The sequence below is a fragment of the Brevibacillus laterosporus genome, assembly GCF_030489605.1.
Taxonomy (GTDB): Bacteria; Bacillota; Bacilli; order Brevibacillales; family Brevibacillaceae; genus Brevibacillus_B; species Brevibacillus_B laterosporus_E.
On sequence record NZ_JAUKFY010000005.1, the window covers coordinates 176,006 to 200,014 of the forward strand.

Genomic DNA, 24,009 nt, shown 5'->3' on the forward strand with positions numbered 1-24,009 from the left:
GTTTTCCTCCTGAATATCCATAAAATTTTGCCTGTAGACAGCAACCTACTCCCTCTTTAAGCCATAAAGCAGGGCAAAACAAAGGGAAGTCGTTGGTAACCCCAAAGCATATTTTTGGTAATCGTAAATAGAGACGTTGGAGAAGGGAATAAGTTACACAGAATTTGAGAAAAATTCGCCATTTTTTTGCTCAAATGTGTTCTTTCATTAAAAGGGAGCGAGGTACTCACTTTCTACCACACGGCAAAATTTAATATAGACTTCTTTTTAATAGAAAGTTAAAATGTGGACTGAAGAAATGGTTGATAATCGTTATCAAAATCATGAGTTTCTGTGTAACAATCTGACTTACGTATTGGAGGATGAACATGCTGCATTTCAAACAACGAGGCTTCATGCCGATTATAATGATGCTGCTTCTGGCTTTGATGGTTAGTGCTTGCAATACGACATCAAACAACGTGTCGCAGCCAAATAACGAGGGTAATTCTTCTGCAGAAAAAAAGACAAAGATCTTTAAAGATGCTACGGGAGAAATCGAAATTCCCACTCATCCAGAGCGTATCGTCAGCATTACTTTTTTAGGTGATCTGGCAGCGCTGGGTGTAAAACCAGTAGGAGCTGGATCAATTGCCTTAGAGAATTCTGTATTGCTGTCTAAAGAGCTGGAAGGCGTGGAAAATGTAGGGGATGTTTCCATTGAGAAAGTGATGCAGCTGAATCCTGATTTAATCATTGTACCAACCTATTTGCCTTTGGAAATGACAGAGCAGTTGAAAAAAATTGCCCCGACGGTTTCTTTACCTTCGGGAACACTTGAAGGTACTGACCCAATTGAGGAAGTTCGTACTTTTGGAAGGCTGTTAGGAAAAGAAACGGAAGCAGAAGCATTTATTACTCGTTATAACGAAAAAGCTAAAGCGGCTAAAGAAAAAGTAAAAGGCATCATTGGATCAAATGAAACAGTAGGGAGCTATTCAATCTGGGCCAAAAATTTCTGGGTGTGGCCAAAAACACGTGACGCTGGCTACAATCTGATGGAAATGTTTGAGTTAAAGCCGGCAGAGAAAGTGAAACAAGAGATTCTCCCTACTCGTCAAGGGAAGGATATTTCCATAGAGCTTTTGCCTGATTATGCTGCTGATCACATGTTTATCAGCGTATATGAACCAGACGGTGGAGCCGAGCGTGCAAAGGAAATCATGAACAGTCCAATCTGGAAAAATCTAGAGGCAGTAAAACATAATCATGTATACATGATTGATTCAAAAAAGTTTTGGATGACAGATGGATTGAATTTGGAGAAGCAGTTGGATATCATTGTTGATTTAATTGAAAGTAAGAATAAGAAATAAGCAATAAGTAAAAGAAAACCAACAGATAAGTAAGGCAATTCTGCAGAAGGAAAAGTAATAAATAATTCAAGACATAACACTAATTTCTCCGAATAATAGACAGTAATCTGTCCGTTATTCGGTTTTTTTCATTTATAATGAGAGAAGACATAGAAAGAAGGGGGATAGCTTCAAAAGTAATCAGCTGGTACATGCTAAGAGAAGTTGTTGTGCTGTACAGGCAACAGTTGGTTTCAGAGTGAAAAATGTTTGCTACTGGTGTCAAAAACACATTGAGGAGTGAAAAAATTGCTGAATAGTGCGATTGTAAGGTCAAAACATGTGGCTTCTTAACGACATCTGGCTAATTTAGTGTCTAGAAGGTAAATAGGAGAGGGTTCAGGTGAGAAAATCAGCTATCGTAGGCGTACTGTTTATTATAATAGGTGTCATTGGGTGTGTAGGCTGGGTTTTACAGGGGGGAATTAATGGACAAAAAGCAGCAAGTACAACTACCGAAAAGACAATCGAGGATACACAATTCAAACAACTTATAGTGGATAGTGCTAGTGAGGATATTCATATTGTTCCAAGTCATGGTGATTACATAAAGATTCGTTTGAACGAGGCATCTGGATGGTTGGGTACCAGAAATACAGAGCTGCAAGTGAGAGAGGAGAATGACAAGCTCCTGATTGCAACCATACGCCCCCGGACTTGGTTTAGCCTTGATTTTAGCATGAATGACAAAGGCTTGACTATCTCGCTTCCCCAAAAAACGTGGGAAAAAATGAAGCTTAGTAGCACTTCAGGTCATATCACGGCGGGCGATGTGCTGACCCAAGAATTTGTAGCATCCAGTACATCCGGGAACATAGAGATTAAACAGCTTGAAAGTAAAAAGAATGATATTCAGGTTACTTCAGGAAATGTGGAAATCTCCCGGCTTATAGCTACGTATTCTATATTTGAATCTACCTCGGGAAACATAGACGTACAAGAAGCAACTGGAGAGATAAAAGCAAAAAGTACCTCGGGAAACATTGATCTAAACATGGCTGAAGTGGCGCACGATCTAACCTTGGAAGCATCCAGTGGAAATATTGATATCGTTACGACTAAACAACCTGCAGATACTCGGCTTATAGCAAAGACATCCTCTGGAGAGATTCAGACCAATCTAGAAGGGTTCCGCTTCAATAGTATCTCAAATGATAGCGTAGAGGCCACGAATGGGAAAGAGGTCAAACGTACCGTTCACGTTCAAACAACCTCTGGAGATATCGCATTTATGCAACGATAGGTAAAAGGAGACAATAAAGCTACACAAAGAGAAGCAAAAAAAGTGTAAGTTTACAAAAAAGCAACGTTAGGGTCCTACACGATGTTGTATAATAAAGAGAAGCTTTTATTCAAATCGGGGTTTAAATAAACGAATACAGGTTTTTAAATAAGCAAGGATTCTTAGATAGGAGGGGATAGAACGTGTATCTTCGCCAAGTGAGGCTGCTAACAGAAAAATACCCTAATCGTAAGGAGTACCCCTTTTCGATTCCTGCACTCCAAAACCTAGAGAGTTTATCGTTTGATAAAAATATCACTTTTTTTGTAGGTGAGAATGGATCGGGAAAATCTACTTTGCTGGAAGCCATTGCTTATCAATGCGATTTCCATACAGCGGGTGGGGGCAGACATAATTACTATGAAGTGGATGCTTCCGATGCCCCTTTAGCAGAGTATATTCAACTATCGTGGCTACCTAAGATTACGAATGGTTTTTTTTTGCGGGCAGAAACCTTCTATCAGTTTGCTAGTCACATAGACAGTATAGATGGCACGGGTAGCTACGGCGGACGTTCCTTACATGCTCAGTCACACGGTGAATCGTTTCTGTCTCTTTTTCGCAATCGGTTTGGTCACAAAGCCATTTATTTACTGGACGAGCCTGAAGCGGCCTTGTCGCCTGCACGACAGCTTTCCTTATTACGTTTAATGAAAGATCTAGAGAAATCAGCACAATTTATTATTGCTACACACTCTCCGATACTACTAGCATTTCCAGAAGCACAAATTTATAACTTTGACCAATCTCCTATTTCGACGACTAGCTATGAGCAAACATTGCACTATCAGATTACGAAACGGTTTTTGGAAAATAGAGAGGCAATGCTTGCAGAGTTATTTCGTGATGAGGATGAATAATTATATTTTTATCAGCATGTAATGAGATAGAGAGGAAAAAAATGGACTTGGATTCACTAACATGTTACTTTACTAATATGCTTACCTTCATTTGAAACCTGATTACGTTATTAAACGTATTAAGATATACCAACATAAAGGAGCACGAAACCCTTATATGACCTCTCTAAAAGAAGTATTTAAAAGTACAATCATGAAAAAAATTATTGTATTACTTATCTTAGTTGCATTTGTCTACGTGTTTCGAAGTATGATGAACATGATTTTGCTCTTTTTTATCATTACCTTTTTGATGAATGAATTGCATCATTTTCTTGTTCGTCGGCTGAGCATCGAGCGAAAGATACTGAAGAAAATCACATTGATTCTTCAGTATGCAGTGTTTATTTCACTGATTGTCATTGGGTTACTACGATTTTTACCGAGTGTGATTACTGAATTATCGCCGCTTGTACAGCAAGTGATTGCTTTTTATGAGAAACCGATTATTCCAGTGGATAATTTAATTCTGGAATTCATGGTAGAGTCGTTGCAAAAGATTAACCTGGCAAGCTATGTGAATAATGGGATGGAATTTTTAGTTGGTGTTGTTACCAATGCAAGTAAGCTAGGTATCAATTTTGTGATTGCCATGATTTTAAGTCTCTTCTTCCTGCTGGAAAAAGAAAAGATTTTCTTTTTAACCTCGAAAGTAAGAACAAGCAAGCTATCTTATTTCTATGAGGATTTTCGTTACTTTGGCAATAAGTTTACGCAGTCCTTTGGAAAAGTAATTGAAGTACAATTTATGATCTCCTTGGTTAACTGCATCATGTCAATAATTGCCTTATGGATTATGGATTTTCCGCATCTATTTGCATTAGGAATCATGATTTTCGTACTTGGCCTGATTCCGGTGGCAGGTGTCATTATTTCATTGATCCCACTGTGTGCTATCGCCTTTAGTATCGGGGGCTTTATCAAGATTATCTATGTACTTATCATGATTACTGTATTGCATGCTATCGAAGCTTATTTGCTTAATCCTAAGCTGATGTCGTCCAAAACCAAGTTACCGATCTTTGTCACATTTGCCGTATTGATTATTTCAGAACACTTTATCGGGGTGTGGGGACTAATACTGGGGATTCCGATCTTCATATTCCTGCTGGATTTACTTGAAATTAGATTTATGGAAAAGCAGTGATTTGTACAGACAAAAAGCCTAACGTGTTTCCTAGTGGAAAGGAGCGTTAGGCTTTTTACTCATAGAAAAGCCAATATTTGTCGTTACATAAAAGAAGAGAATTTTAGATTGCTGGCTCCGAAAAGAGGAAGGAGGCACACATGGTAAACGAACGGAGGATTGTAATCTTTCTAGTCATTCTGTTCATGTATGTTACGACCCTTTTCTTAGGAGGTTCGGAGATTATAAAAGGAAAACTGGTGAATTCGGATCAATTTACAACTAATTCACTTAACTCCGATAAACTCTTGTCTACTGTTGAACAAAAGACGCTGCATACGGATTCAATTGCATCACTTTTGCAAAAGCGTCCGTTGGTTGTTATTGCGGGACCGCAGCTGCCAAAAGGGGCGAATGAGGATTTGATCAAAACGCAACTTTCCAGCTCTTTAGTCCCGTTGTTTCAAGACGTACAGCAGACAGGACAGGAATCTCCTTTAGTCATCGTAGTACCGCCTAATAACCAACTCCCAGTGTATAAGGCACTGCCTTTTTACACCCCAGAACAGGTTCTTGGGATTACGAATGCTGCCGGGGAGTGGTTTCCGATGACGGATGAACAGTGTGCATGTAATAGTCAACAGCTTGTGGCATCCATCAAAAAAAGGATCGATGAACAGCAGCATTCTTTACTAGGATTATTATCTTTACGGACAGCACTTTATCATTACTATCTTCGAACACATACGCTTCCAAAGCAGCTTAATCAATTGGTGCAAGCATCTCCTAATAATTATTTGTCCCAAATCCCTGCACCTCCAGCGGGCGCTCACAAAGGCTGGATTTACAACCCGGCCGCCTTTCAACCGCAAAGGCCTTGGGAAAGTATGGAGCAGGTAGTAGGGGCAAAGGGGCTGCATCTGATAGCGAAAGGGCTTCAACCGATTGAGATTAATATCTCGATTCCTGAATTTCGACTGCATGTGGTTAGTGGTTCCTATGTATTGCGCTCCTACCCAGTGGCGTTAGGAACTCGCAACCAGACACCTGTAGGGGATTTTAACATTGCATTAAAGGTAAATAAGCCTAGATCAGCAACTAAAGTATATGGAACGCGTGCTCTAGCATTGAGTAATCCCGATTATGCTATCCACGGGACGAATGACCCTTCTTCTATCGGCAAAGCAGTGTCTAAAGGCTGCATTCGGCTGTTTAACCGTGATGTGGAAGAATTGTATAGCTTAGTCCCATTAGGAACGAAAGTACATATTGGTAAGACAAAGCTGAAAACATCATCAGCAATGGGCCTCCCAGGAAGCGGAAAGCCGTATTTACTTCCCGGAAGATCAGATGAGAAGTCAAAAAAATTCTATCACTGGCGTGGATAAGCAGTGGCATAGCCAAAATAGCTGGAATAGCGTGACCAAGGTTGAGGACCGGTATCACCTATGCTATTATCTTTGGTAAAGGTTTGACTCCCCCTATTAAAAGTATGGTGATAGAAATGCTTTCATTTACTAGATTAAGTAAGTGTAAACCCCCTATTCCGTAATCGTTATGTGCAGAGTTTTGAGATTTGCACATGATAGGGGGAATCGGTATGACCAAAAAAATCTCAACACCGTCACTGCTACTATTTATTATTCTTGTAGGCTTTCCGCAAATTAGTGAAACGATATATACACCTTCTTTACCTGATATTTCACAGGCGCTTGGAGTTAGTAGCAATATTATTCAATTGACATTAAGCCTTTATTTCTTTGGCTTTGCCCTAGGTGTTTTCTTTTGGGGAAGGCTATCTGATGTATTTGGAAGACGGCCAGCAATGCTATGGGGCATATTTATATATGGAGCTGGCAGTCTGGGTTGCTATCTGTCAAATGCAGTTGAGTGGCTATTAATCAGTAGATGTATTCAGGCCTTTGGAGCAAGTACTGGCTCTGTGGTGACGCAAGCAATTCTCCGTGAAAGCATAGACGGGGTTAGACGTCATGCTGTGTTTGCTCAGATTTCTGCTGCGCTTGCTTTTACTCCCGCGATTGGCCCCTTGCTGGGAGGATTTATTGATCAGGCTTTAGGATTCCGGGCTGTTTTCTTTACCCTTGTTGTTATGGGGGCGCTTGTTTTTGTTTACACATGTAAGGCATTACCTGAGACAAAATTGTCTGTAACTTCCAAAAGTAGTGTGAGTTTGGTAGCTAAACGTATGGCTCGTGATAAAAGAGTCTGGTTGTTTGGCTTGCTGATTGGAATAACGAATGGAATTTTGTTCAGTTACTATGCAGAAGCTCCTTTTATTTACATGGAGTTTTTTCATATGACACCAGGCGTGTTTGGATTTTTTGGTGTTTTTGTAGCTTTAGCGTCCATACTTGGTGCATTGCTTTCAAAGAAATTGCTACAGAAGTTTTCAGCCGAGCGGATTATTTATGTAGGATCGCTTGTAACGGCATTGGGTGCCGGGAGCCTAACCGCTCTGGTGCTTATTGGTTTGGATTCGTCCATCCTGTCATTGGTATTGCTTGTTGGTTGTGTTTTTATACTTTTGATGGGGATTGGAATGGCTATACCGAATTGTTTAAGCTTAGCATTGGTAAATTATCATGATACGCAAGGTACAGCAGGTGCTATATTTGGACTAAGCTACTACTTTCTCGTTAGTTTTATTACGACAGGGATGAGCTATCTTCATAATGGAATGCTGCTGCCTATGCCAATGTACTTTCTTTTACTGGCTTTGGTCATGATAATTGTCAGCTACAAGCTGATGATTCCATCGAATACGATTAGATAAAAAACGAAAGAAGGGCCTACAATCATGTAGGTCTTTCTTTTTTACTATTTACATAGGATAGGGGGGTATAGTATTATAAACTTAAAATGCTGGTAAGGAGAGATATCAAGATGATAAAAACAGTTTTGCATGTAGAAGGAATGTCTTGCAAGAGCTGTGCAGCAAAGATTGAACAAGCTTGCAAGGCATTAGGTGCTAAAAAAGTTCAGGTAGACCTGGTTCAAAAGCAAGTAGAAATAGAGCATGACTCCAATAGCCTAGAAAGCATCCTTTTAAAAGAACATGTAGAGAAATTGGGATATAAGGTAGTCTAAGACAGCGAAAGCGACTGAAACAGGGTTATCGCGGTACAGTGATTTTTTATAGTATGATAAGAAGATCCAAGAAAAGCTAATCTTTGTATTGAAGGGCCCTTGCTTCACAGAAGGTGGGCTTTTTTAAAACGATATAATATACCTATATAGGGTATTGTATAGGTAAGGGAGGTAGTAGCATGGCGGAGAACGTCGCAGCAACCAAGCAACAAAAAACCACGATGCAAATCACTGGAATGACTTGTGCAGCGTGTGCCCGACGGATCGAAAAGGGATTGCAGAAGACAGAGGGGGTTCAGGATGCTTCAGTTAACCTTAGCTTAGAACGAGCTACGGTTACGTTTGACCCTAAAAAGGTAAGTGTGGTTGATCTGGAGCACCGTATAGAATCCCTTGGGTATGGCACGGTTAAGGAGAAAGCAGAGCTGCTTGTTACCGGAATGACATGTGCTGCATGTGCGACTCGAATCGAAAAAGGTCTTAAAAAACTTCCTGGGGTCTTGGAATCAAGTGTTAATCTAGCGATGGAACGAGCAACGGTGGTGTATCAGCCTTCCGAGATAACTACGGCTGAGTTAATAAAAAAGGTAGAAAATCTGGGGTATGGAGCAAGTCTGAAGCAGGATGAGCAAGCAGCCGAGTCTGATCATCGAAATAAAGAGATCGCTAGACAAAAGCGTAAACTGATTTTCTCTGCAATCCTATCTCTTCCTTTGCTATGGACGATGGTGAAGCATTTTTCGTTTACCTCATTTATTTGGGCTCCTGAGATTTTGATGAACCCATGGATACAATTCCTTTTGGCCACTCCTGTACAGTTCATTATTGGGTGGCAATTTTACCAAGGAGCGTACAAGGCACTGCGTAATGGCTCAGCAAACATGGATGTATTAGTAGCATTAGGAACATCAGCAGCTTATTTTTACAGCCTTTATGAAACGATTAGAAGTATGCAGGCCATGCATCATGATGTCCATCTTTATTATGAAACTAGTGCTGTACTTATTACCTTAATTTTATTAGGAAAACTTTTTGAAGCATTAGCAAAGGGACGCACATCAGAAGCCATTAAAACCTTAATGGGGCTTCAGGCTAAAACAGCTACGGTTATTCGCAATGGTCAAGAGCTGGTCATTGCTGTGGAGGAAGTGCAGGTTAATGATCTGTTTCTCGTGAAGCCAGGTGAAAAAATACCGGTAGATGGAGAGATTGTTGAGGGAAAATCCTCGGTGGATGAATCAATGCTAACGGGAGAAAGCATTCCTGCTGAAAAAGAATCAGGCGATCAAGTGATAGGAGCTACAATTAATAAAAACGGTGTTTTACAAGTAAAGGCTACAAAGGTCGGCAAGGAAACAGCATTGGCCCAAATCATTAAAGTGGTGGAAGAAGCACAGGGGTCTAAAGCGCCGATTCAACGTGTGGCTGACAAGATTTCAGGTATTTTTGTTCCGATTGTAGTATCGCTTGCCGTTTTGGCTTTTCTGATTTGGTACTTCTTCATTACTCCAGGCGATTTTACCAGCGCACTAGAAATTCTAATCGCCGTTCTGGTCATTGCTTGCCCGTGTGCACTTGGTTTGGCAACCCCAACCTCAATCATGGCAGGTTCTGGCCGGGCAGCAGAAGCGGGTGTTCTATTTAAGGGAGGAGAACATTTGGAAGCGACACATCGAATTGATACAGTCCTGCTTGATAAAACAGGGACGATTACAAAAGGTAAACCTGAATTGACAGATGTGCGGACAGCAGATCACTGGGAAAAACAACAATTTCTTCAGTATATCGCGACTGCTGAGAAAAATTCCGAGCATCCTCTAGCAGAGGCAATTGTAGCGGGTGTCATTGAGCAAGGGATTGGCTTTAAAAGCCCTAGCGAATTCGAAGCAATTCCAGGGTACGGTGTGCGAGCCATTATTGAGGGGAAAGAAGTATTAGTTGGAACACGTAAGCTAATGGGGAAATTCGCGGTACAAATTGATCTCGCATTGCCTATTATGGAAAAATGGGAGCAGGAAGGTAAAACAGCGATGCTGGCTGCCATTGATCAGCAATATGCCGGAGTGATCGCGGTAGCGGATACCGTCAAACAAACCTCCCGAGAAGCGATTGCTCGCTTAAAAGAAATGGGTTTAAGCGTCTATATGGTCACAGGCGATAATGAACGAACAGCAAAAGCGATCGCGGCACAGGTTGGTGTCGAGCATGTGATTGCAGAAGTGTTGCCAGAGGGAAAAGCAGCAGAAGTAACTAAATTACAACAAGCTGGTAAAAAAGTTGCGATGGTTGGAGATGGAATTAACGATGCTCCAGCATTAGCAACAGCAGATATAGGTATCGCTATGGGAACGGGTACAGATATAGCGATGGAAGCAGCCGATATTACGTTGATGCGGGGCGATCTAAATAGCATTGCGGATGCCTTCACGATGAGCAAGAAAACAATGACGAACATCAAACAAAATTTATTTTGGGCGCTAGCCTACAATTGTTTGGGGATTCCCATTGCGGCTGCTGGGTTATTAGCTCCATGGCTGGCAGGTGCAGCGATGGCATTAAGCTCCGTATCGGTTGTGTTAAATGCTTTGCGATTGCAACGGGTAAAGCTTTAAAAAGAGAAAAAATAATTTGTAAAACGAAAATAAAAAAGATGACTACATAAAACAGTGGTCATCTTTTTTGTTTATCAAAAAAATAACATTTTTTCAAAAAACTTACCCCTATAAATTAGCAGGTTCATTATCTTTGTTATATAGGTAATTTTCTGAATAGTTTTTTGTTAAAATGTTACTTTTTGTCGGATAGATGAATCTTTTCAAATTAGATTGAAACTAACGAACTAAATGTGATAAATATCACACATGGGGTATGGAACAATCTGAGAAAATAACGCAAGGATAGATAAAATACCTTTTAGTTAAAAAACTATCAAGAGAGAGGGATGAGGAAATCAATGGATTTGGATCTGGTAATGCTATCACGTACTCAGTTTGCTTCCACAACGATTTTCCACTTCATCTTCGTCCCATTGACGATTGGATTATCTTTTCTAATCGCAATAATGGAAACGATGTATGTGGTCAAAGGGGAAGAAAAATATAAGCACATGGCAAAGTTTTGGGGCAAGCTGTTCCTGATTAACTTTGGTGTGGGTGTTGTAACAGGGATTCTACAGGAGTTCCAATTTGGTATGAACTGGTCTAATTACTCAAGATTTGTCGGTGACGTTTTCGGTGCGCCCCTTGCAATTGAGGCATTATTAGCTTTCTTTTTGGAATCTACATTTATCGGTTTATGGATTTTTGGTTGGGAGCGTTTGTCTAAAAAGGTTCACTGTCTCTGTATTTGGCTGGTGGCTTTCGGTACGACAATGTCTGCTTTCTGGATACTGTTAGCCAACTCTTTTATGCAACGACCTGTAGGCTTTGAAATCAACAATGGTCGAGCGGAGATGAATGACTTTTTTGCGCTCGTTACGAATGGTCAGCTAATGGTGGAGTTCCCGCATACAATTTTTTCTGCGTTTGCGACAGGCGCTTTTCTAGTAGCTGGTGTTAGTGCTTATAAATTATTGCGTAAACAAGAGGTATCATTCTTTAAATCATCTTTTCAGTTATCGATTGTGGTTGCACTGATATCTTCTATCCTTGTAGCTGTGTTTGGTCACCAACAAGCTCAATATCTGGTGGCAACACAGCCTATGAAAATGGCTGCAAGTGAAGCATTGTGGGAAAGAAGTCCGGACCCAGCTCCTTGGACAGTATTTGCTACGATTGATCCACAAAACAAGAAAAATGGAATAGAGGTTTCAATTCCATACCTGTTAAGCTATCTATCCTATAGCAAATTCTCAGGTGACCTTCCTGGAATGAATGAGTTACAAGCTGAATACGAACAAAAATATGGTCCTGGCGATTATATTCCACCTGTTCGCACGACATTCTGGAGCTTCCGCATCATGGTAGCAGGTGGTAGTTTAATGATTCTCCTTTCAATGATTGGACTCTATCTATCATGGCGCAAAAAGCTAGAGCAGCCAAATAAATGGTTTATGAAATCAATGGTATATAGTATTTCTTTACCATTTATCGCAAATACAGCAGGGTGGGTTATGACTGAATTTGGTCGTCAGCCATGGACTGTTTTTGGATTGATGAAAACCGAAGATAGTATTTCACCTAGCGTATCTGCCGGTGAGGTGTTATTCTCCCTGATTGCCTTTAGTACGATTTATTTGGTTTTGTTCATTGTACTCCTTTATTTGTTCACTCGTGTTATCAAGAAGGGTCCTTATGCTCTAGTGAAGGCAGAAGCAAGCACAAATGACCCGTTTAATAAGGAGGAAACTCATGCTTTCTCTTAATGAACTCTGGTTTGTTTTAATCGCTGTTTTATTTATTGGCTTCTTCTTTTTAGAGGGCTTTGATTTTGGAATTGGAATGTCTACTACTTTCCTAGCTAAATCAGACATGGAGCGCCGTGTTTTAATCAATTCAATTGGTCCGTTCTGGGATGCGAATGAAGTATGGCTATTGACCGCAGGGGGAGCGATGTTTGCTGCATTCCCTAACTGGTATGCAACTCTGTTCAGCGGCTTTTATTTGCCGTTAGTATTTCTTCTGTTAGCGTTAATTGGTCGCGGTGTAGCTTTTGAATACCGTGGTAAAGTAGATAATCCTGTATGGAGAAAAGTTTGGGATGTGGCGATTTTTATCGGTAGCTTTTTGCCGCCATTCCTGTTGGGTGTAGTATTTGCTTGTCTATTAAAAGGCTTACCAATTGATGCAAACATGGAAATGAACGCTGGATTGTTTGACATGGTTAATTTGTATAGCGTGATGGGCGGAGTAACTGTTGTTGTTCTTTGCCAGGTACACGGTCTTTTGTTTGCAACACTACGGACAACAGGTGATTTGCGCTTGCGTGCTCGCAAGCAGGCAAAAATGCTGTTGGTTCCACTAGCCCTTCTATTGGTTATCTTTGGAGGTATGACCTACTTCATGACGGATATTTTTGCCGTTCGAGGTGGAATACTAAGCGTGATAGCCGGATTAGGTGTCATTGCTTATGTGCTAGCTGGTTACTTTATTTCAAAAAAACGCGATGGCTGGGCATTCGGTATGACTGGTACAGTGATTGCCCTTTCCATTAGTTCCGTATTTATTGGATTGTTCCCGCGCGTAATGATTAGCTCTATTGACAGTATGTTCAACCTAACAATTCAAAATGCATCATCTAGTCCATACTCTCTTAAAATCATGACGATTGTAGCCTTATCCTTGCTACCATTTGTATTGGGCTATCAAATTTGGAGTTACTTTGTATTTCATAAACGTGTACATGAGAAGGAGCACTTGGAATATTAATGGGTAAAAACTTACTCGGTTATAAAGGAATTGTGCCAGTTCTACTAGCAGTAGCTGTGCTTGTCCTTATCCAAAGCTTGTCCATTCTATATCAGGCAAAATGGTTGGCGGAAGTTATTTCCGCCCTTTTTGCTGGTCAAGAACTACAGGAACTATATATGGGCTTAGGCTTGTTTTTGTTGGCATTTCTTGTTCGTCATATGACCAGCTTGCTGCAACAGAAAATTGCCTATCGCTTTGCGATGAAAACAGGCAGTGATGTACGTAAAAAATTAATGGAAAAACTATTTTTGTTAGGACCGCGTTTTGCAAAAACACAGGGCACAGGGAATGTGGTAACGCTCGTGATCGAGGGAATTGCGCAATTTCGTACCTATCTCGAATTGATTATTCCCCGCATGGTTAGTACGGCGATCACACCTTGGATCATTCTTGCTTACGTAGCCTGGCAGGATATCATTTCTGGAATTATATTGCTTGTTACGATGCCGATTTTAATTGTGTTTATGATTCTAATTGGTCTTGCGGCTAAGGGGAAAATGGATCGTCAATGGAAATCATATCGCATTTTATCCAACCATTTTGTAGATGCATTACGTGGATTGGAAACCCTTAAATATTTAGGTTTAAGCCGTTCTCATAGCAAAACAATCGAGCGGGTGAGTGATCGCTATCGTTCTGCGACGATGGGCACCTTGCGGGTAGCTTTTCTATCATCATTTGCGCTGGATTTTTTCACAATGCTTTCTGTGGCTTGTGTTGCGGTTAGTCTTGGGCTGCGGCTTATTTCTGGGGAAATTTTTCTGCTAACAGGATTAACCGTTTTGATTTTGGCCCCCGAATATTTCCTGCCAATCCGTATGGTGGGTGCTGATTACCACGCGACATTAAATGGGAAAGAAGCCGGAGAGGCGATTCAAGCGATTCTGAAACAGCAGGCAGCTCAAGGCAAGGAAGAAGATCTTAGCGTCACGATAAGCGAATGGACAAATGAAAGCTCTCTGGTCCTTACTTCTATTGGTTTGAAGCATGAGAGTCAAACAAACCCAATTCAGGAAGAGCAAGCTTTCTTGGAAGCCAAGCCTTCCCTAAAAGAAATCTCTTTTAGCATAACAGGTAAGCAAAAGATCGGAATTATCGGGGAAAGTGGCGCTGGTAAGTCTACGTTAATTGATGTACTTGCTGGATTTTTAGCCCCCACTTCCGGACAAATGGAGTTGAATGGACAACGGGTATCTTCGCTGTGTCAAACAAAATGGCAAAGCCAAACAACCTATATTCCTCAGCATCCATATATTTTTTCATGCTCGTTATATGATAATGTCAGGTTTTACTCTCCTACAGCTAGCGATGATCAGATAGATAAGGCGATCCAAGCTGCTGGTCTGGGGGATTTATTCAATAGTCTGCCTGGAAAAGGTGAAGAACGAATCGGGAATGGCGGACGTACGTTAAGCGGTGGACAGGAGCAACGCATCGCTCTTGCTCGTGCATTTTTAAGTAATCGACCTATTATTTTATTAGATGAACCGACCGCTCATCTTGATATTGAAACGGAATATGAACTAAAAGAGACGATGCTCTCTTTGTTTGAAGATAAATTAGTCCTGCTAGCGACACATAGGCTTCATTGGATGCTTGATATGGACCTTATCATCGTTTTGGAGCAGGGGATGATAAAAGAAGTAGGTACACATGCAGAGCTGCTTGCCAAACGAGGAACCTACTATCAAATGATTGCAATGCAAGGGGAGGAAATCTAATGAAGCGAGAAGAATGGCTTTTCCCCTACTTGAAAGCTTATGCGAGCAGGTTTGCTCTTATTGTCCTTTTAGGCGTATGTACGGCTCTTGCAGCCAGTTCCTTGATGTTTACATCAGGCTTTCTCATTTCTAAATCGGCATTACGACCTGAAAATATTTTATTGGTCTATGTGCCTGTAGTATTGGTCCGTACGTTTGGGATCAGTCGTGCTGTCGTCCACTATGTGGAACGCTTGGTTGGGCATGATACAATCTTGCGGATTTTATCAAAAATGCGTTTACGGTTGTATCAGATTTTGGAACCGCAAGCTTTATTTGTTCGTTCACGCTTTCGCACAGGTGATCTACTGGGTGTTCTGGCTGATGATGTCGAGTATCTTCAAAATGTCTACTTGCGCACTATTTTTCCTAGCATCGTAGCGTTGGTTATGTATGTGATGGTTCTTGCGGTCATTGGTTGGTTTGATGCGGGATTTGCCTTGTTCATGGCTTTTTTAATCCTGTTATTGCTGTTTGTGTTTCCAGCGATTTCACTGGTGCTGACCAAACAACTCCAAACAGAAAGCAAATCAGAACGCAATGGGTTATATCAAAAGCTAACGGATGCCGTTATGGGGATGAGTGACTGGGTAATTAGTGGCAGGGGGGAGCAATTTGTTCATTCCTACGAGCAGGATGAGGCCAAAGTAGCCCGCATTGACGCTACGTTAAGCGAATGGAGCAAGTGGCGTAATTTCTTAGGACAAACTATTGTGGGTTGTATCGTTGTAGCCATGTTATTTTGGACAGGTGATCAATATGCTATGGGTGAAATTGCTGTCACATTGATCGCTGCGTTTGTACTGGTAATGTTTCCGGTGATGGATATCTTTTTACCAATCTCAGAAGCGATTGAGAAAATCCCCCAATATCAAAACTCATTAGACCGCCTGAACAGTATTGATCAGTCAGATGGAAAAAAACACACAAGCGAGTTCCATTCAAGGATAGATGAGCAACAAATGCAATTAGCTCATAAGGATGCCCACATCCGTATCGAGGAAGTCACTTATCAATATGCTCCAGAAGCGCCTGTTGCTGTTCAACAGGTCTCGCTTACTGTGCCGCAGGGTAAAAAAATAGCAATTATCGGACGAAGCGGTGCTGGTAAATCAACGTTATTAAAGCTAATACAGGGAGCGCTTCTTCCAACTCAGGGGCGTGTCAGCATTCAGGGGATGCCGGCAGATCATTATGGAGAGCATATTCCAACGATCATGTCCGTATTAAATCAAAGCCCTCATCTGTTTGATACTACTGTAGAAAATAATATTCGACTCGGAAAGCTCGAAGCGTCTGATGAGGAATTGAGGCAGGTTTGCCGGCAGGTTCGGTTGGATCGTTTAATCGAATCCTTGCCGGAAGGGTATCAAACGCAAATGAATGAGACAGGGCAACGCTTTTCGGGCGGCGAGCGTCAACGAATTGCACTTGCACGTATCCTTCTGCAAAATACACCGATCGTATTGCTCGATGAACCTACTGTAGGATTAGATCCTCGTACGGAACGGGAGCTATTGCGGACTATTTTTACCACCATGAACGAAAAAACGCTCATTTGGATCACTCATCATTTGGTGGGGGCTGAGCATATGGATGAAATCATTTTTATGGAGGATGGAAGGATTGTCATGCGAGGAACACATACAGAATTAATGAACAATGAGCCTCGCTATATGAACCTATATCGTTTGGATCGACCTGAGGAATTTCAAGTAAAATGAGAATGCTTGCATCAAAAATGAGGAAGCAGCAAATGGTACGGACACTTTTGCTGACTTCCTCTATTTTTTTATGCGATACAAGCCAGAGTGATCCAGTTTAACATGGACTTGAATGGTTTTTAGTGACGCCTTTGTTAAGGTAATTCCATTATTGTCGGACAGACGCTTCCAGGCTTGAATATCTTGTTTGTACAGATAATTTTTTAGTGAGTATAGATCAATTCCCTTTTTTATTCCGTGTTGATAGGTATCTCTAATTTCTTGTTTTATTTTCTGCTCTGCCCTTTTACGAAGCTCCTCCATATCCGCCTTCTCGGATAATTCATCTATTGATCCATGTACCTCTACAGATATGGAAAACCGAGGTTGTCCACTTTGATCAAATGTAAACTTTACTTGATGTTCGGGCTTGGAAAAGGACAGATCAGCCAATGGTTTATCTTCACGATCTAGATGAACGAAGGTTTGAACAGTACGGGGTGTCATCCAGCGTAGACCATTAATTTGCGCAGTTGGAAACCACCCGCCATTGGTCCCCGCTTTGATGGCATAGATGCCGTCTATTTGGAATTGAGGTGTTTTCTTTTGATTTTTCTTCCATTCCTTTTGGCTAAGACTTAGGGAGGGCAGTAATAAAGTAAGCCCAGGCTCCCTTATTTCGCAAACAAACCGTTGAAACCTTATCGGTTCAATGATCGAATTCTGTTTAAAGGGTTCTTCCGGATTATGTAAGATGGTCAGGATCGAAGACAGTCCAAATAATGATGGAGTAGTAAATAAGCTGTCAATAGGCTTGTCTGAGCCGAAAACCCAAGGGGTGTATCGTACCTCAGGATAACGAAGCAGGCTATCGATATTTGTCAAAATATCTTTCGCTAACACCCTCTCACTTAGAACAATTCCGGTAATATAATCCCAAACAACACGTAATTGGTTAGATTTGAAAAAACGATTTATGGCTCGGTCAATTGTTTTTCCTTTGGTTTGAGCGGTCCAGATAGGCTTGTCTACTTTGTTACCAGTTCCTTCCTGCTTAGCGATATTCGTGAAATCAAGCGACTGTGTGTAGATAATAAATTCTCCATCCTTATAATCAATCCCGAGTGCTGTCACGTAATTTAAGTCTTGAATATTTTTATTATCCCAACAGCCGGTTAATGAAATCAACAGAGGGATTGTCAATAGAAAGGAGATACATGTCCGATACATCTTCCTCACGCTTCATCACTGCCTTGTCTAGTGGGATCGGTTGTATGCAGGATTTTCGGCCGTTTTCTCATTGCTTTTAAGGGAAGTGCGATTAACGATTGAAGCATATCTCCAAAGGTTGGCGGAGAGATTGGTGCTAAATAAGGAAGACCGAACGATTCCTGCGTGCTCAGATAAAGCACAATGGATAAAACGGAGAGAAAAAAACCGTACATCCCTAAAAAGGACGATACAATGAGTACAAATATGCGCAGGACACTCACCGTTCCGCTCAGCGATTGATTGACTAAGGTAAAGGTTGCTACCGCCGTTACTGCAGCAACGACCAAGGTAGTGGGTGATCCAAGCCCAGCACGGATCGAGGCATCTCCAACAATTAATCCTCCGACTACCGCTACGGTTTGGCCTACTGCTTTTGGCAAACGAACACCAGCCTCACGAAAAATTTCAAACAAGCCTAGCATCAAGAACATTTCCATGGAGGATGAAAGAGGCAGTCCAACCCGTGCAGTGGTTACTGTAGCTAACAGAGGAAACGGTAATTGTTCAACATTAAAGGAAATCAAAGCAGTCCAGAATCCAGGCGTAAAAATGGAAACGATCAATCCAAGGAGCCTGAGAATACGCTCAAAGGTAACAAAATAGAAGGGGAAGTGGGCATCTTCAGGTGATTTTAAGGTCATAAGAAGATTGGTAGGCCCAATGAGTGCCATAGGAGAGCCTTCAATAAAAATGATAAAGCGTCCGCGCAATAAGCTCTGAACAGCATAATCAGGGCGTCCAATATAATCCAACAGAGGAAATAGGGCATAAGAGGAATCTCCTAAGGCTTCCCCAAGCTGAGAGCTGCTAACTAATGAATCTACACTGATGCTGGTAAGCCGATGCCGTACTTCTTCTACGAGTCTGGGATCAATAATATCTTTTATATACAAAAAAGCTACCTGAGATTGACTGCGTAGACCGATCGTAAAGCTTTCATTCCACATTGATTCAGAGCGAAGTCTTTTTCTAATCAGCGCTATGTTTATTAAAACGCTTTCTGTAAAACCATCCTTCGGGCCTTTGACTGAAATCTCCGTATTAGATTCTTCAGGAGAACGATTTGGGGGATCTGAAATATCCAGTACAAAGGCCCGATCATATGTATCTAGAGTAATGATGAGCTTCCCAGTAAACAGCTCTCGCTCAATTTCTTTTAGATCAATAGGCAAATCTATAGGCTGCATGGGTAAGCTTTGATATTGTTCCAATTCTTCTGATGAGGAATATCTGCTAAATTTTTTCTGGAGATCGGAAAACACAAACTGCCGATACATTCGAGCATCGATAAGTCCGTCACAATAAAAAAACGAGATAGGCACAGATGAATCTGCGGTAGCAAACTGAAAGGTTTCTACTTTTACATCAGCACATTTTGCAAAATAGTCACAGAGAAGCTGACGTATGCTTACGATGCAGTTTGTATTGGTAGGTTGGTTAGGTTGTTTTGCTGCCTTTTGCATGTTCATCCGTACCTCTCGCGTTCTGTTTTGACCAGCTTCCAATGAGAGCAAGTAAGAGGGAAATAGCCAATAAAATAAATAAAGCTAGGGGAAAGTAGATTCTTTTAAAAGTATCAATTAATAAAGGGTCCTGTGTATGCAATAAGATAATGACGACAATCAGGATGCCAGATAAAAACGTTACTAGAACTTGATGGCCGCGTTTTTTTATGGGGAGGACGTCATAAATAAGGAATAAAGCTAGGGATACACGTATAAATGCCCCAGATAACCATTGGAAGATGGAGAGAAAATCAACATGCTCAATATACTTGCCAATGGTTACAAGACGCCATTGTTCAAAAGCTGGATACATTTGATTCGCAGCTTCTTTTGGCCCAAAGCTAGCTATTGCACCCATATAGGGTCCAAGCGTTAGACCAGCGAGCAGGATACAGAGCCACACTGCCTTTTTAAAGGTGATCGAGGTAGAAATGTGGTGTTGTAGCATCAAAAGAAAGATGATTTCTACCATACCATTTCCAATGATCATTGCACCTCTTAGAACGGGAAGATAGCCATTTTCGAGAATGGGCAGTAAAAGGGAATAATTCTTGTACTGAAAGTTGGAGCCCATCACGAAATACCCTAATAAAATAACGATTGGTAATATGATTCCAGCACAAATGGCTAAGGGTTGGATACCAGATAAAGCACAAAGCATGGATAAGAGGATCATGCTGGCAGCTACTAAAAAGACCGGAGTTTGCGGTAAATAGGAAATCTTGGTCCACATGGTCATATCTAAAGTAGTTACATATATATCTGAGAGTAAATAAAGTATGAACAGCCCGATGATAATCCAAGCAAACCAAATACTGCTCTGTTGCGTAATCCAGGAAAATAAATTCGTCCCTTTTTGGCGACGAATAATGAACAGCAACAGAGGAAGCCAGCAAATTGCAAGTATCATAGCGATGAAAATACTGATCCAACCATCTCTTTCAACCGTTCGAAGTAATAAGGGAATTAAAATAACATGGTTAAGAAGTCCTGCTGACAGAAAGAGAATACAGCAGGCTTGCAGGAACGTAATAGGTTTATTTCTATATTTCACAAGATATCCTCCATTTACTAAAAATGGATTTGTCTTAGTGTGATCGAAATCAAGCAGGTTTAATCAAAAAAGTCTTTCCTAAAAAAGGAAAGACTTGGGGGTTAATGACTGTGCTCATGATTATGATTATGTTCATGCGCATGCTTGTCGCTTGTTTGAGGTCCTGTTTCACATAAGAGCTCTTGATGTAAAATACTTGAATCTTCAATTTGAATGGTGGAGTGGGTAATTCCGAATCGATGTTCTAACAAGTGTAGGGCTTCTTGCAGAATAGGGTAACTGGCTAAGCCATCTTTAACATGTAAGTGGCAACTGAGTGAATCAAATCCAGAGGTAACCGTCCAGATATGTAAATCATGAACACTAGTAACTCCTTCAATCTTAGATAGAGCATCCGAAACTTGATCAGCGTCTATAGAAGCTGGTGTGCTTTCCATGAGAACATCAACAGAATCTCTGGTAACACGCCAGGCGCTTAACATAATCAGGACCGCTACCACTACACTAATGATGGGGTCTGCGATATACCAATTGAATTTCCACATGAGAAGACCTGCTAGAATAGCCCCTACTGATCCCAACAGATCACCAAGAACATGCAAAAAAGCACTGCGAATATTCAGGTTGTTTTTGTAATCTCCACCCATCAGAACGAAGGCGGCTGCAATGTTAGCCAATAGACCAACGAACGCGATTCCCATCATTGACAGACTTGCTACTTCAGGTGGTGCGAAGAATCGTTGATAAGCCTCCCAAATGATGACAAGGGAGATAACCACGAGCATTACACCATTAATGAGAGCGGCTAGGATCTCGAAGCGATAAAAGCCGTATGTTTTTTTGGCTGAAGGTTTTCGAGCGGCAAAAAACATGGCGATCAGACTAAGAAATAGAGCAGAAGAGTCGCTTAGCATATGCCCTGCATCCGACAAAAGGGCCAGACTGTTTGTTAGAAAGCCGCCAACTACCTCTACAATTAAAAAAGCAGTGATTATCAACAGGGAAATGAATAGAGCTCGCTTGTTCGCTCCTTTCCCGTGATGATGATGCCCTCCTCCGTGAGAATGATCATGATGGTGTCCCATATAATTGCTCCTTTCAAAAAGAAATGAGTAAGCTAAAGTTCTTTAAACGTGGATAGATGTTTATGTATTGTTGCCTTGTTTGATTTATATTATATAACCAAACCGCCAAACATTCAAATGTTTATTTGAATGTTTTAGTGAAATTCTGCTGATTCTCCTTTTCTCACAACGGGTAAATACTAGGAACGAAAGAGACGGAGGTAGAAAAGATGCAAGTAACACCTCAACAGGTAGAGAATTGCCTACAAGTGTGTAAAGCTTGTTTACAGGCCTGCAATGAATGCTATGCAGCCTGTTTACAGGATAGTGAGCTTGATAGATACCGAGATTGTCTTTTCATCGTACGACAAAGTGCAGAGATATGTATGCTGGCAATCAGTGCATTATCCTTGGATAGCATGTTTTGTAGTCAAATCTGCAAATTAACGGCGGAAATCTGCGAAGCTTGTGCAAAAATATGCAGTCAGTATGAACAAGAACATTGCCAGGCATGCGCCCATGCTTGCTATCAATGCGGAGCAGCTTGTCGGGAAATGGTCGTTCACTAACTTGGCAGACAGTCGCCGATTTTGTATCATTGACTTTTTTAGCATGCGATAATGTATTAGGATAAAAATGTGATAAACTAAAGGGAAGCAAACGGTTGGAAAAGGGGAAAATGAGATGAACGTAAATACTGTATACATCGTGGAAGATGATCCCAAACTAGCTGAACTCTTACAAAGTTATATTGAAAAATATGGATATCAAGCTGTTATTGTTAAAAACTTTGAACGTGTGATAGAGGAATTTCAAGAGCTGAATCCACAGTTGGTTCTTTTGGATGTGAATTTGCCAAAATTCGATGGTTATTATTGGTGTCGCCAGATCAGAAAAATTTCTACATGTCCAATCCTGTTCATTTCAGCCCGAGCAGGGGAAATGGATCAGATTCTAGGCTTGGAGAACGGAGCAGATGACTATATAGCTAAACCGTTTCACTATGATGTGGTGATGGCCAAAATCCGCAGCCATTTACGCCGCAACTATGGAGATTATGCGCCTAAAATGCAGGAGAGAATTGTACAGCAGGCTGGATTAACATTATACCCAGAACGAATGGAGCTCACATTACATAATGAAATGGTGAGTTTAACCAAAAAAGAGGCTGTATTAATCGAGGAGCTAATGAAACGCTACCCCCGCATTGTGAGCCGTGAGCGTTTGCTAGAAAACTTATGGGATGATCAGGTATACGTGGACGATAATACATTAAATGTGAATATCACACGCGTCCGTAAAAAGTTTCAGGAATTAGGAATTGAAGATGCAATTGAAACAGTGCGTGGAGCCGGGTACCGATTAGTGCTAACGTGGGGGAATGAAGCGTGAAGTTGTTCTTTCGTGAACACCTGCGACTGATATTCTTTCAGGTTTTTCAATTGCTGTTTGTTTTGTTCATCTTATTATTAGACGGATATGCTAAAAACTCCGTGTTAATCTATATGTTTGTTTTAAGTTTAGGCTTGTTAGCCATCTACCTTTTTATTACCTACATCCGCTCAAGAGAATTTTATTTGCATTTGGAAAAGCCGATGGAAACACTGGAGGATTCTTTAGTTGATTTTCACGAAACACCAGTCAGTGAAGCGTATGCTGAAGCGATGCAAAGTCAATATCGGATGTATCAGCAAATGATCCTTGAGCATGAGCGTAAGAAGGACGAGCATGTCACATTCATGAATCAATGGGTTCATCAGATGAAGACACCTTTATCTGTCATTCAGTTATTAGTACAGGATGAGGATGAACCGCCTTTCCCTAGTATAAGAGAAGAGGCGGAAAGGATTGGACGAGGACTGGAAATGGTTCTGCATACATCCCGCTTAGAAGTATTCGAGCGAGACTTCCGTGTTGATTCGATTGAATTGAAGCCTATTGTCCAACGGGTCATACAAGATAATAAAACCTATTTTATTCGTAATCAGGTGTATCCAGATGTACAAATTCCAGATGGGCTGTATGTAAAATCAGATTCGAAGTGGCTTCCTTTTATGTTAAATCAAATTATTACGAATGCGATTAAATATTCGGCAGGCTCTAAGCAAAAGGTTACCATTTCTGCGACCCAAGAGGAGACAGAGGTTAGATTAGAAATTACCGATAGAGGCGTAGGAATTCCCGAAGCAGATATTAAACGGGTATTCCGTCCTTTCTTCACTGGAGAGAATGGGCGTAAATATCGAGAATCAACTGGAATGGGGCTGTATTTGGTACAACAGATTAGCGAGAAATTAGATCATCAAGTGAGCATATCCTCAGCAGTAGGAGAGGGAACAACAGTCTCGTTGGTTTTCCCCTGCCATATGATGAAGTAATGACAATATTTTTATCAAGGAAACGAAGAAAGAAGTCATTCAGATGCAGACTAGAG

The 24,009-nt window shown here is 41.1% G+C and carries 19 protein-coding genes; 15 read left to right on the forward strand and 4 right to left on the reverse strand.

Annotation, left to right across the window (positions count from 1 at the left end; translation table 11 throughout):
• The first annotated feature begins 368 nt into the window (after nucleotides 1-368).
• From QZ995_RS08005 to cydC, 12 genes are all read left to right on the forward strand, one after another.
• Nucleotides 369-1,355: an ABC transporter substrate-binding protein gene (locus QZ995_RS08005; protein WP_301805261.1), complete on the forward strand. Its 987-nt coding sequence runs from the start codon at nucleotides 369-371 to the stop codon at nucleotides 1,353-1,355.
• Between the two features lie 382 nt (nucleotides 1,356-1,737).
• Nucleotides 1,738-2,637, forward strand: a complete 900-nt coding sequence (locus QZ995_RS08010; protein WP_301805263.1) for a DUF4097 family beta strand repeat-containing protein — start codon at nucleotides 1,738-1,740, stop codon at nucleotides 2,635-2,637.
• 182 nt (nucleotides 2,638-2,819) lie between these two features.
• Nucleotides 2,820-3,536, forward strand: a complete 717-nt coding sequence (locus QZ995_RS08015) for an AAA family ATPase (protein ID WP_301805266.1) — start codon at nucleotides 2,820-2,822, stop codon at nucleotides 3,534-3,536.
• Between the two features lie 157 nt (nucleotides 3,537-3,693).
• Nucleotides 3,694-4,722, forward strand: a complete 1,029-nt coding sequence (locus QZ995_RS08020; protein ID WP_301805268.1) for an AI-2E family transporter — start codon at nucleotides 3,694-3,696, stop codon at nucleotides 4,720-4,722.
• A gap of 140 nt (nucleotides 4,723-4,862) precedes the next feature.
• Entirely contained in the window at nucleotides 4,863-6,089 is a 1,227-nt protein-coding gene (locus QZ995_RS08025; protein ID WP_301805270.1) for a L,D-transpeptidase, read from the forward strand.
• A 212-nt stretch (nucleotides 6,090-6,301) separates the two neighbouring features.
• Nucleotides 6,302-7,495 (forward strand): multidrug effflux MFS transporter, encoded by a 1,194-nt coding sequence (locus QZ995_RS08030; protein WP_301805272.1) that lies wholly within the window; start codon nucleotides 6,302-6,304, stop codon nucleotides 7,493-7,495.
• Between the two features lie 110 nt (nucleotides 7,496-7,605).
• Nucleotides 7,606-7,809 carry a heavy-metal-associated domain-containing protein gene (locus tag QZ995_RS08035; protein WP_301805274.1) on the forward strand — a complete coding sequence of 68 codons (204 nt, stop codon included), beginning with the start codon at nucleotides 7,606-7,608 and terminating at the stop codon, nucleotides 7,807-7,809.
• 179 nt (nucleotides 7,810-7,988) lie between these two features.
• The gene (locus QZ995_RS08040; RefSeq protein ID WP_301805276.1) at nucleotides 7,989-10,421 is read left to right on the forward strand and encodes a heavy metal translocating P-type ATPase; all 2,433 of its coding nucleotides are present in this window, start codon (nucleotides 7,989-7,991) and stop codon (nucleotides 10,419-10,421) included.
• A 341-nt stretch (nucleotides 10,422-10,762) separates the two neighbouring features.
• Nucleotides 10,763-12,172 carry a cytochrome ubiquinol oxidase subunit I gene (locus QZ995_RS08045; protein ID WP_301805279.1) on the forward strand — a complete coding sequence of 470 codons (1,410 nt, stop codon included), beginning with the start codon at nucleotides 10,763-10,765 and terminating at the stop codon, nucleotides 12,170-12,172.
• Entirely contained in the window at nucleotides 12,159-13,175 is a 1,017-nt protein-coding gene (gene cydB / locus QZ995_RS08050) for a cytochrome d ubiquinol oxidase subunit II (RefSeq protein ID WP_301805282.1), read from the forward strand. The genes QZ995_RS08045 and cydB overlap by 14 nt, the downstream gene beginning before the upstream one ends.
• A complete protein-coding gene (gene cydD, locus QZ995_RS08055) occupies nucleotides 13,175-14,938 on the forward strand; it encodes a thiol reductant ABC exporter subunit CydD (RefSeq protein ID WP_301805284.1) in 1,764 nt (587 codons plus the stop codon). Before cydB ends, cydD begins: the two co-directional genes overlap by 1 nt.
• Nucleotides 14,938-16,701, forward strand: a complete 1,764-nt coding sequence (gene cydC, locus QZ995_RS08060) for a thiol reductant ABC exporter subunit CydC (RefSeq protein ID WP_301805286.1) — start codon at nucleotides 14,938-14,940, stop codon at nucleotides 16,699-16,701. The genes cydD and cydC overlap by 1 nt, the downstream gene beginning before the upstream one ends.
• Before the next feature lie 60 nt (nucleotides 16,702-16,761).
• Here the strand turns inward: cydC and QZ995_RS08065 are convergent, their stop codons facing one another.
• From QZ995_RS08065 to QZ995_RS08080, 4 genes are all read right to left on the reverse strand, one after another.
• Complete coding sequence (locus QZ995_RS08065) at nucleotides 16,762-17,910, reverse strand: Ger(x)C family spore germination protein (RefSeq protein ID WP_301805615.1); 1,149 nt, start codon at nucleotides 17,908-17,910, stop codon at nucleotides 16,762-16,764.
• A gap of 5 nt (nucleotides 17,911-17,915) precedes the next feature.
• Complete coding sequence (locus tag QZ995_RS08070) at nucleotides 17,916-19,421, reverse strand: spore germination protein (protein ID WP_301805287.1); 1,506 nt, start codon at nucleotides 19,419-19,421, stop codon at nucleotides 17,916-17,918.
• A complete protein-coding gene (locus tag QZ995_RS08075; RefSeq protein ID WP_301805288.1) occupies nucleotides 19,390-20,511 on the reverse strand; it encodes a GerAB/ArcD/ProY family transporter in 1,122 nt (373 codons plus the stop codon). Before QZ995_RS08075 ends, QZ995_RS08070 begins: the two co-directional genes overlap by 32 nt.
• Before the next feature lie 101 nt (nucleotides 20,512-20,612).
• A complete protein-coding gene (locus tag QZ995_RS08080; RefSeq protein ID WP_301805289.1) occupies nucleotides 20,613-21,596 on the reverse strand; it encodes a cation diffusion facilitator family transporter in 984 nt (327 codons plus the stop codon).
• A 209-nt stretch (nucleotides 21,597-21,805) separates the two neighbouring features.
• Here QZ995_RS08080 and QZ995_RS08085 point away from each other — a divergent pair, with 209 nt between their 5' ends.
• From QZ995_RS08085 to QZ995_RS08095, 3 genes are all read left to right on the forward strand, one after another.
• Nucleotides 21,806-22,144, forward strand: coding sequence for a four-helix bundle copper-binding protein (locus QZ995_RS08085; protein ID WP_301805292.1), 339 nt, complete (start codon nucleotides 21,806-21,808; stop codon nucleotides 22,142-22,144).
• Between the two features lie 115 nt (nucleotides 22,145-22,259).
• Complete coding sequence (locus tag QZ995_RS08090) at nucleotides 22,260-22,967, forward strand: response regulator transcription factor (RefSeq protein ID WP_003337929.1); 708 nt, start codon at nucleotides 22,260-22,262, stop codon at nucleotides 22,965-22,967.
• Nucleotides 22,964-23,953 carry a sensor histidine kinase gene (locus QZ995_RS08095; RefSeq protein WP_301805299.1) on the forward strand — a complete coding sequence of 330 codons (990 nt, stop codon included), beginning with the start codon at nucleotides 22,964-22,966 and terminating at the stop codon, nucleotides 23,951-23,953. Before QZ995_RS08090 ends, QZ995_RS08095 begins: the two co-directional genes overlap by 4 nt.
• The last annotated feature ends 56 nt before the right edge of the window (nucleotides 23,954-24,009 follow it).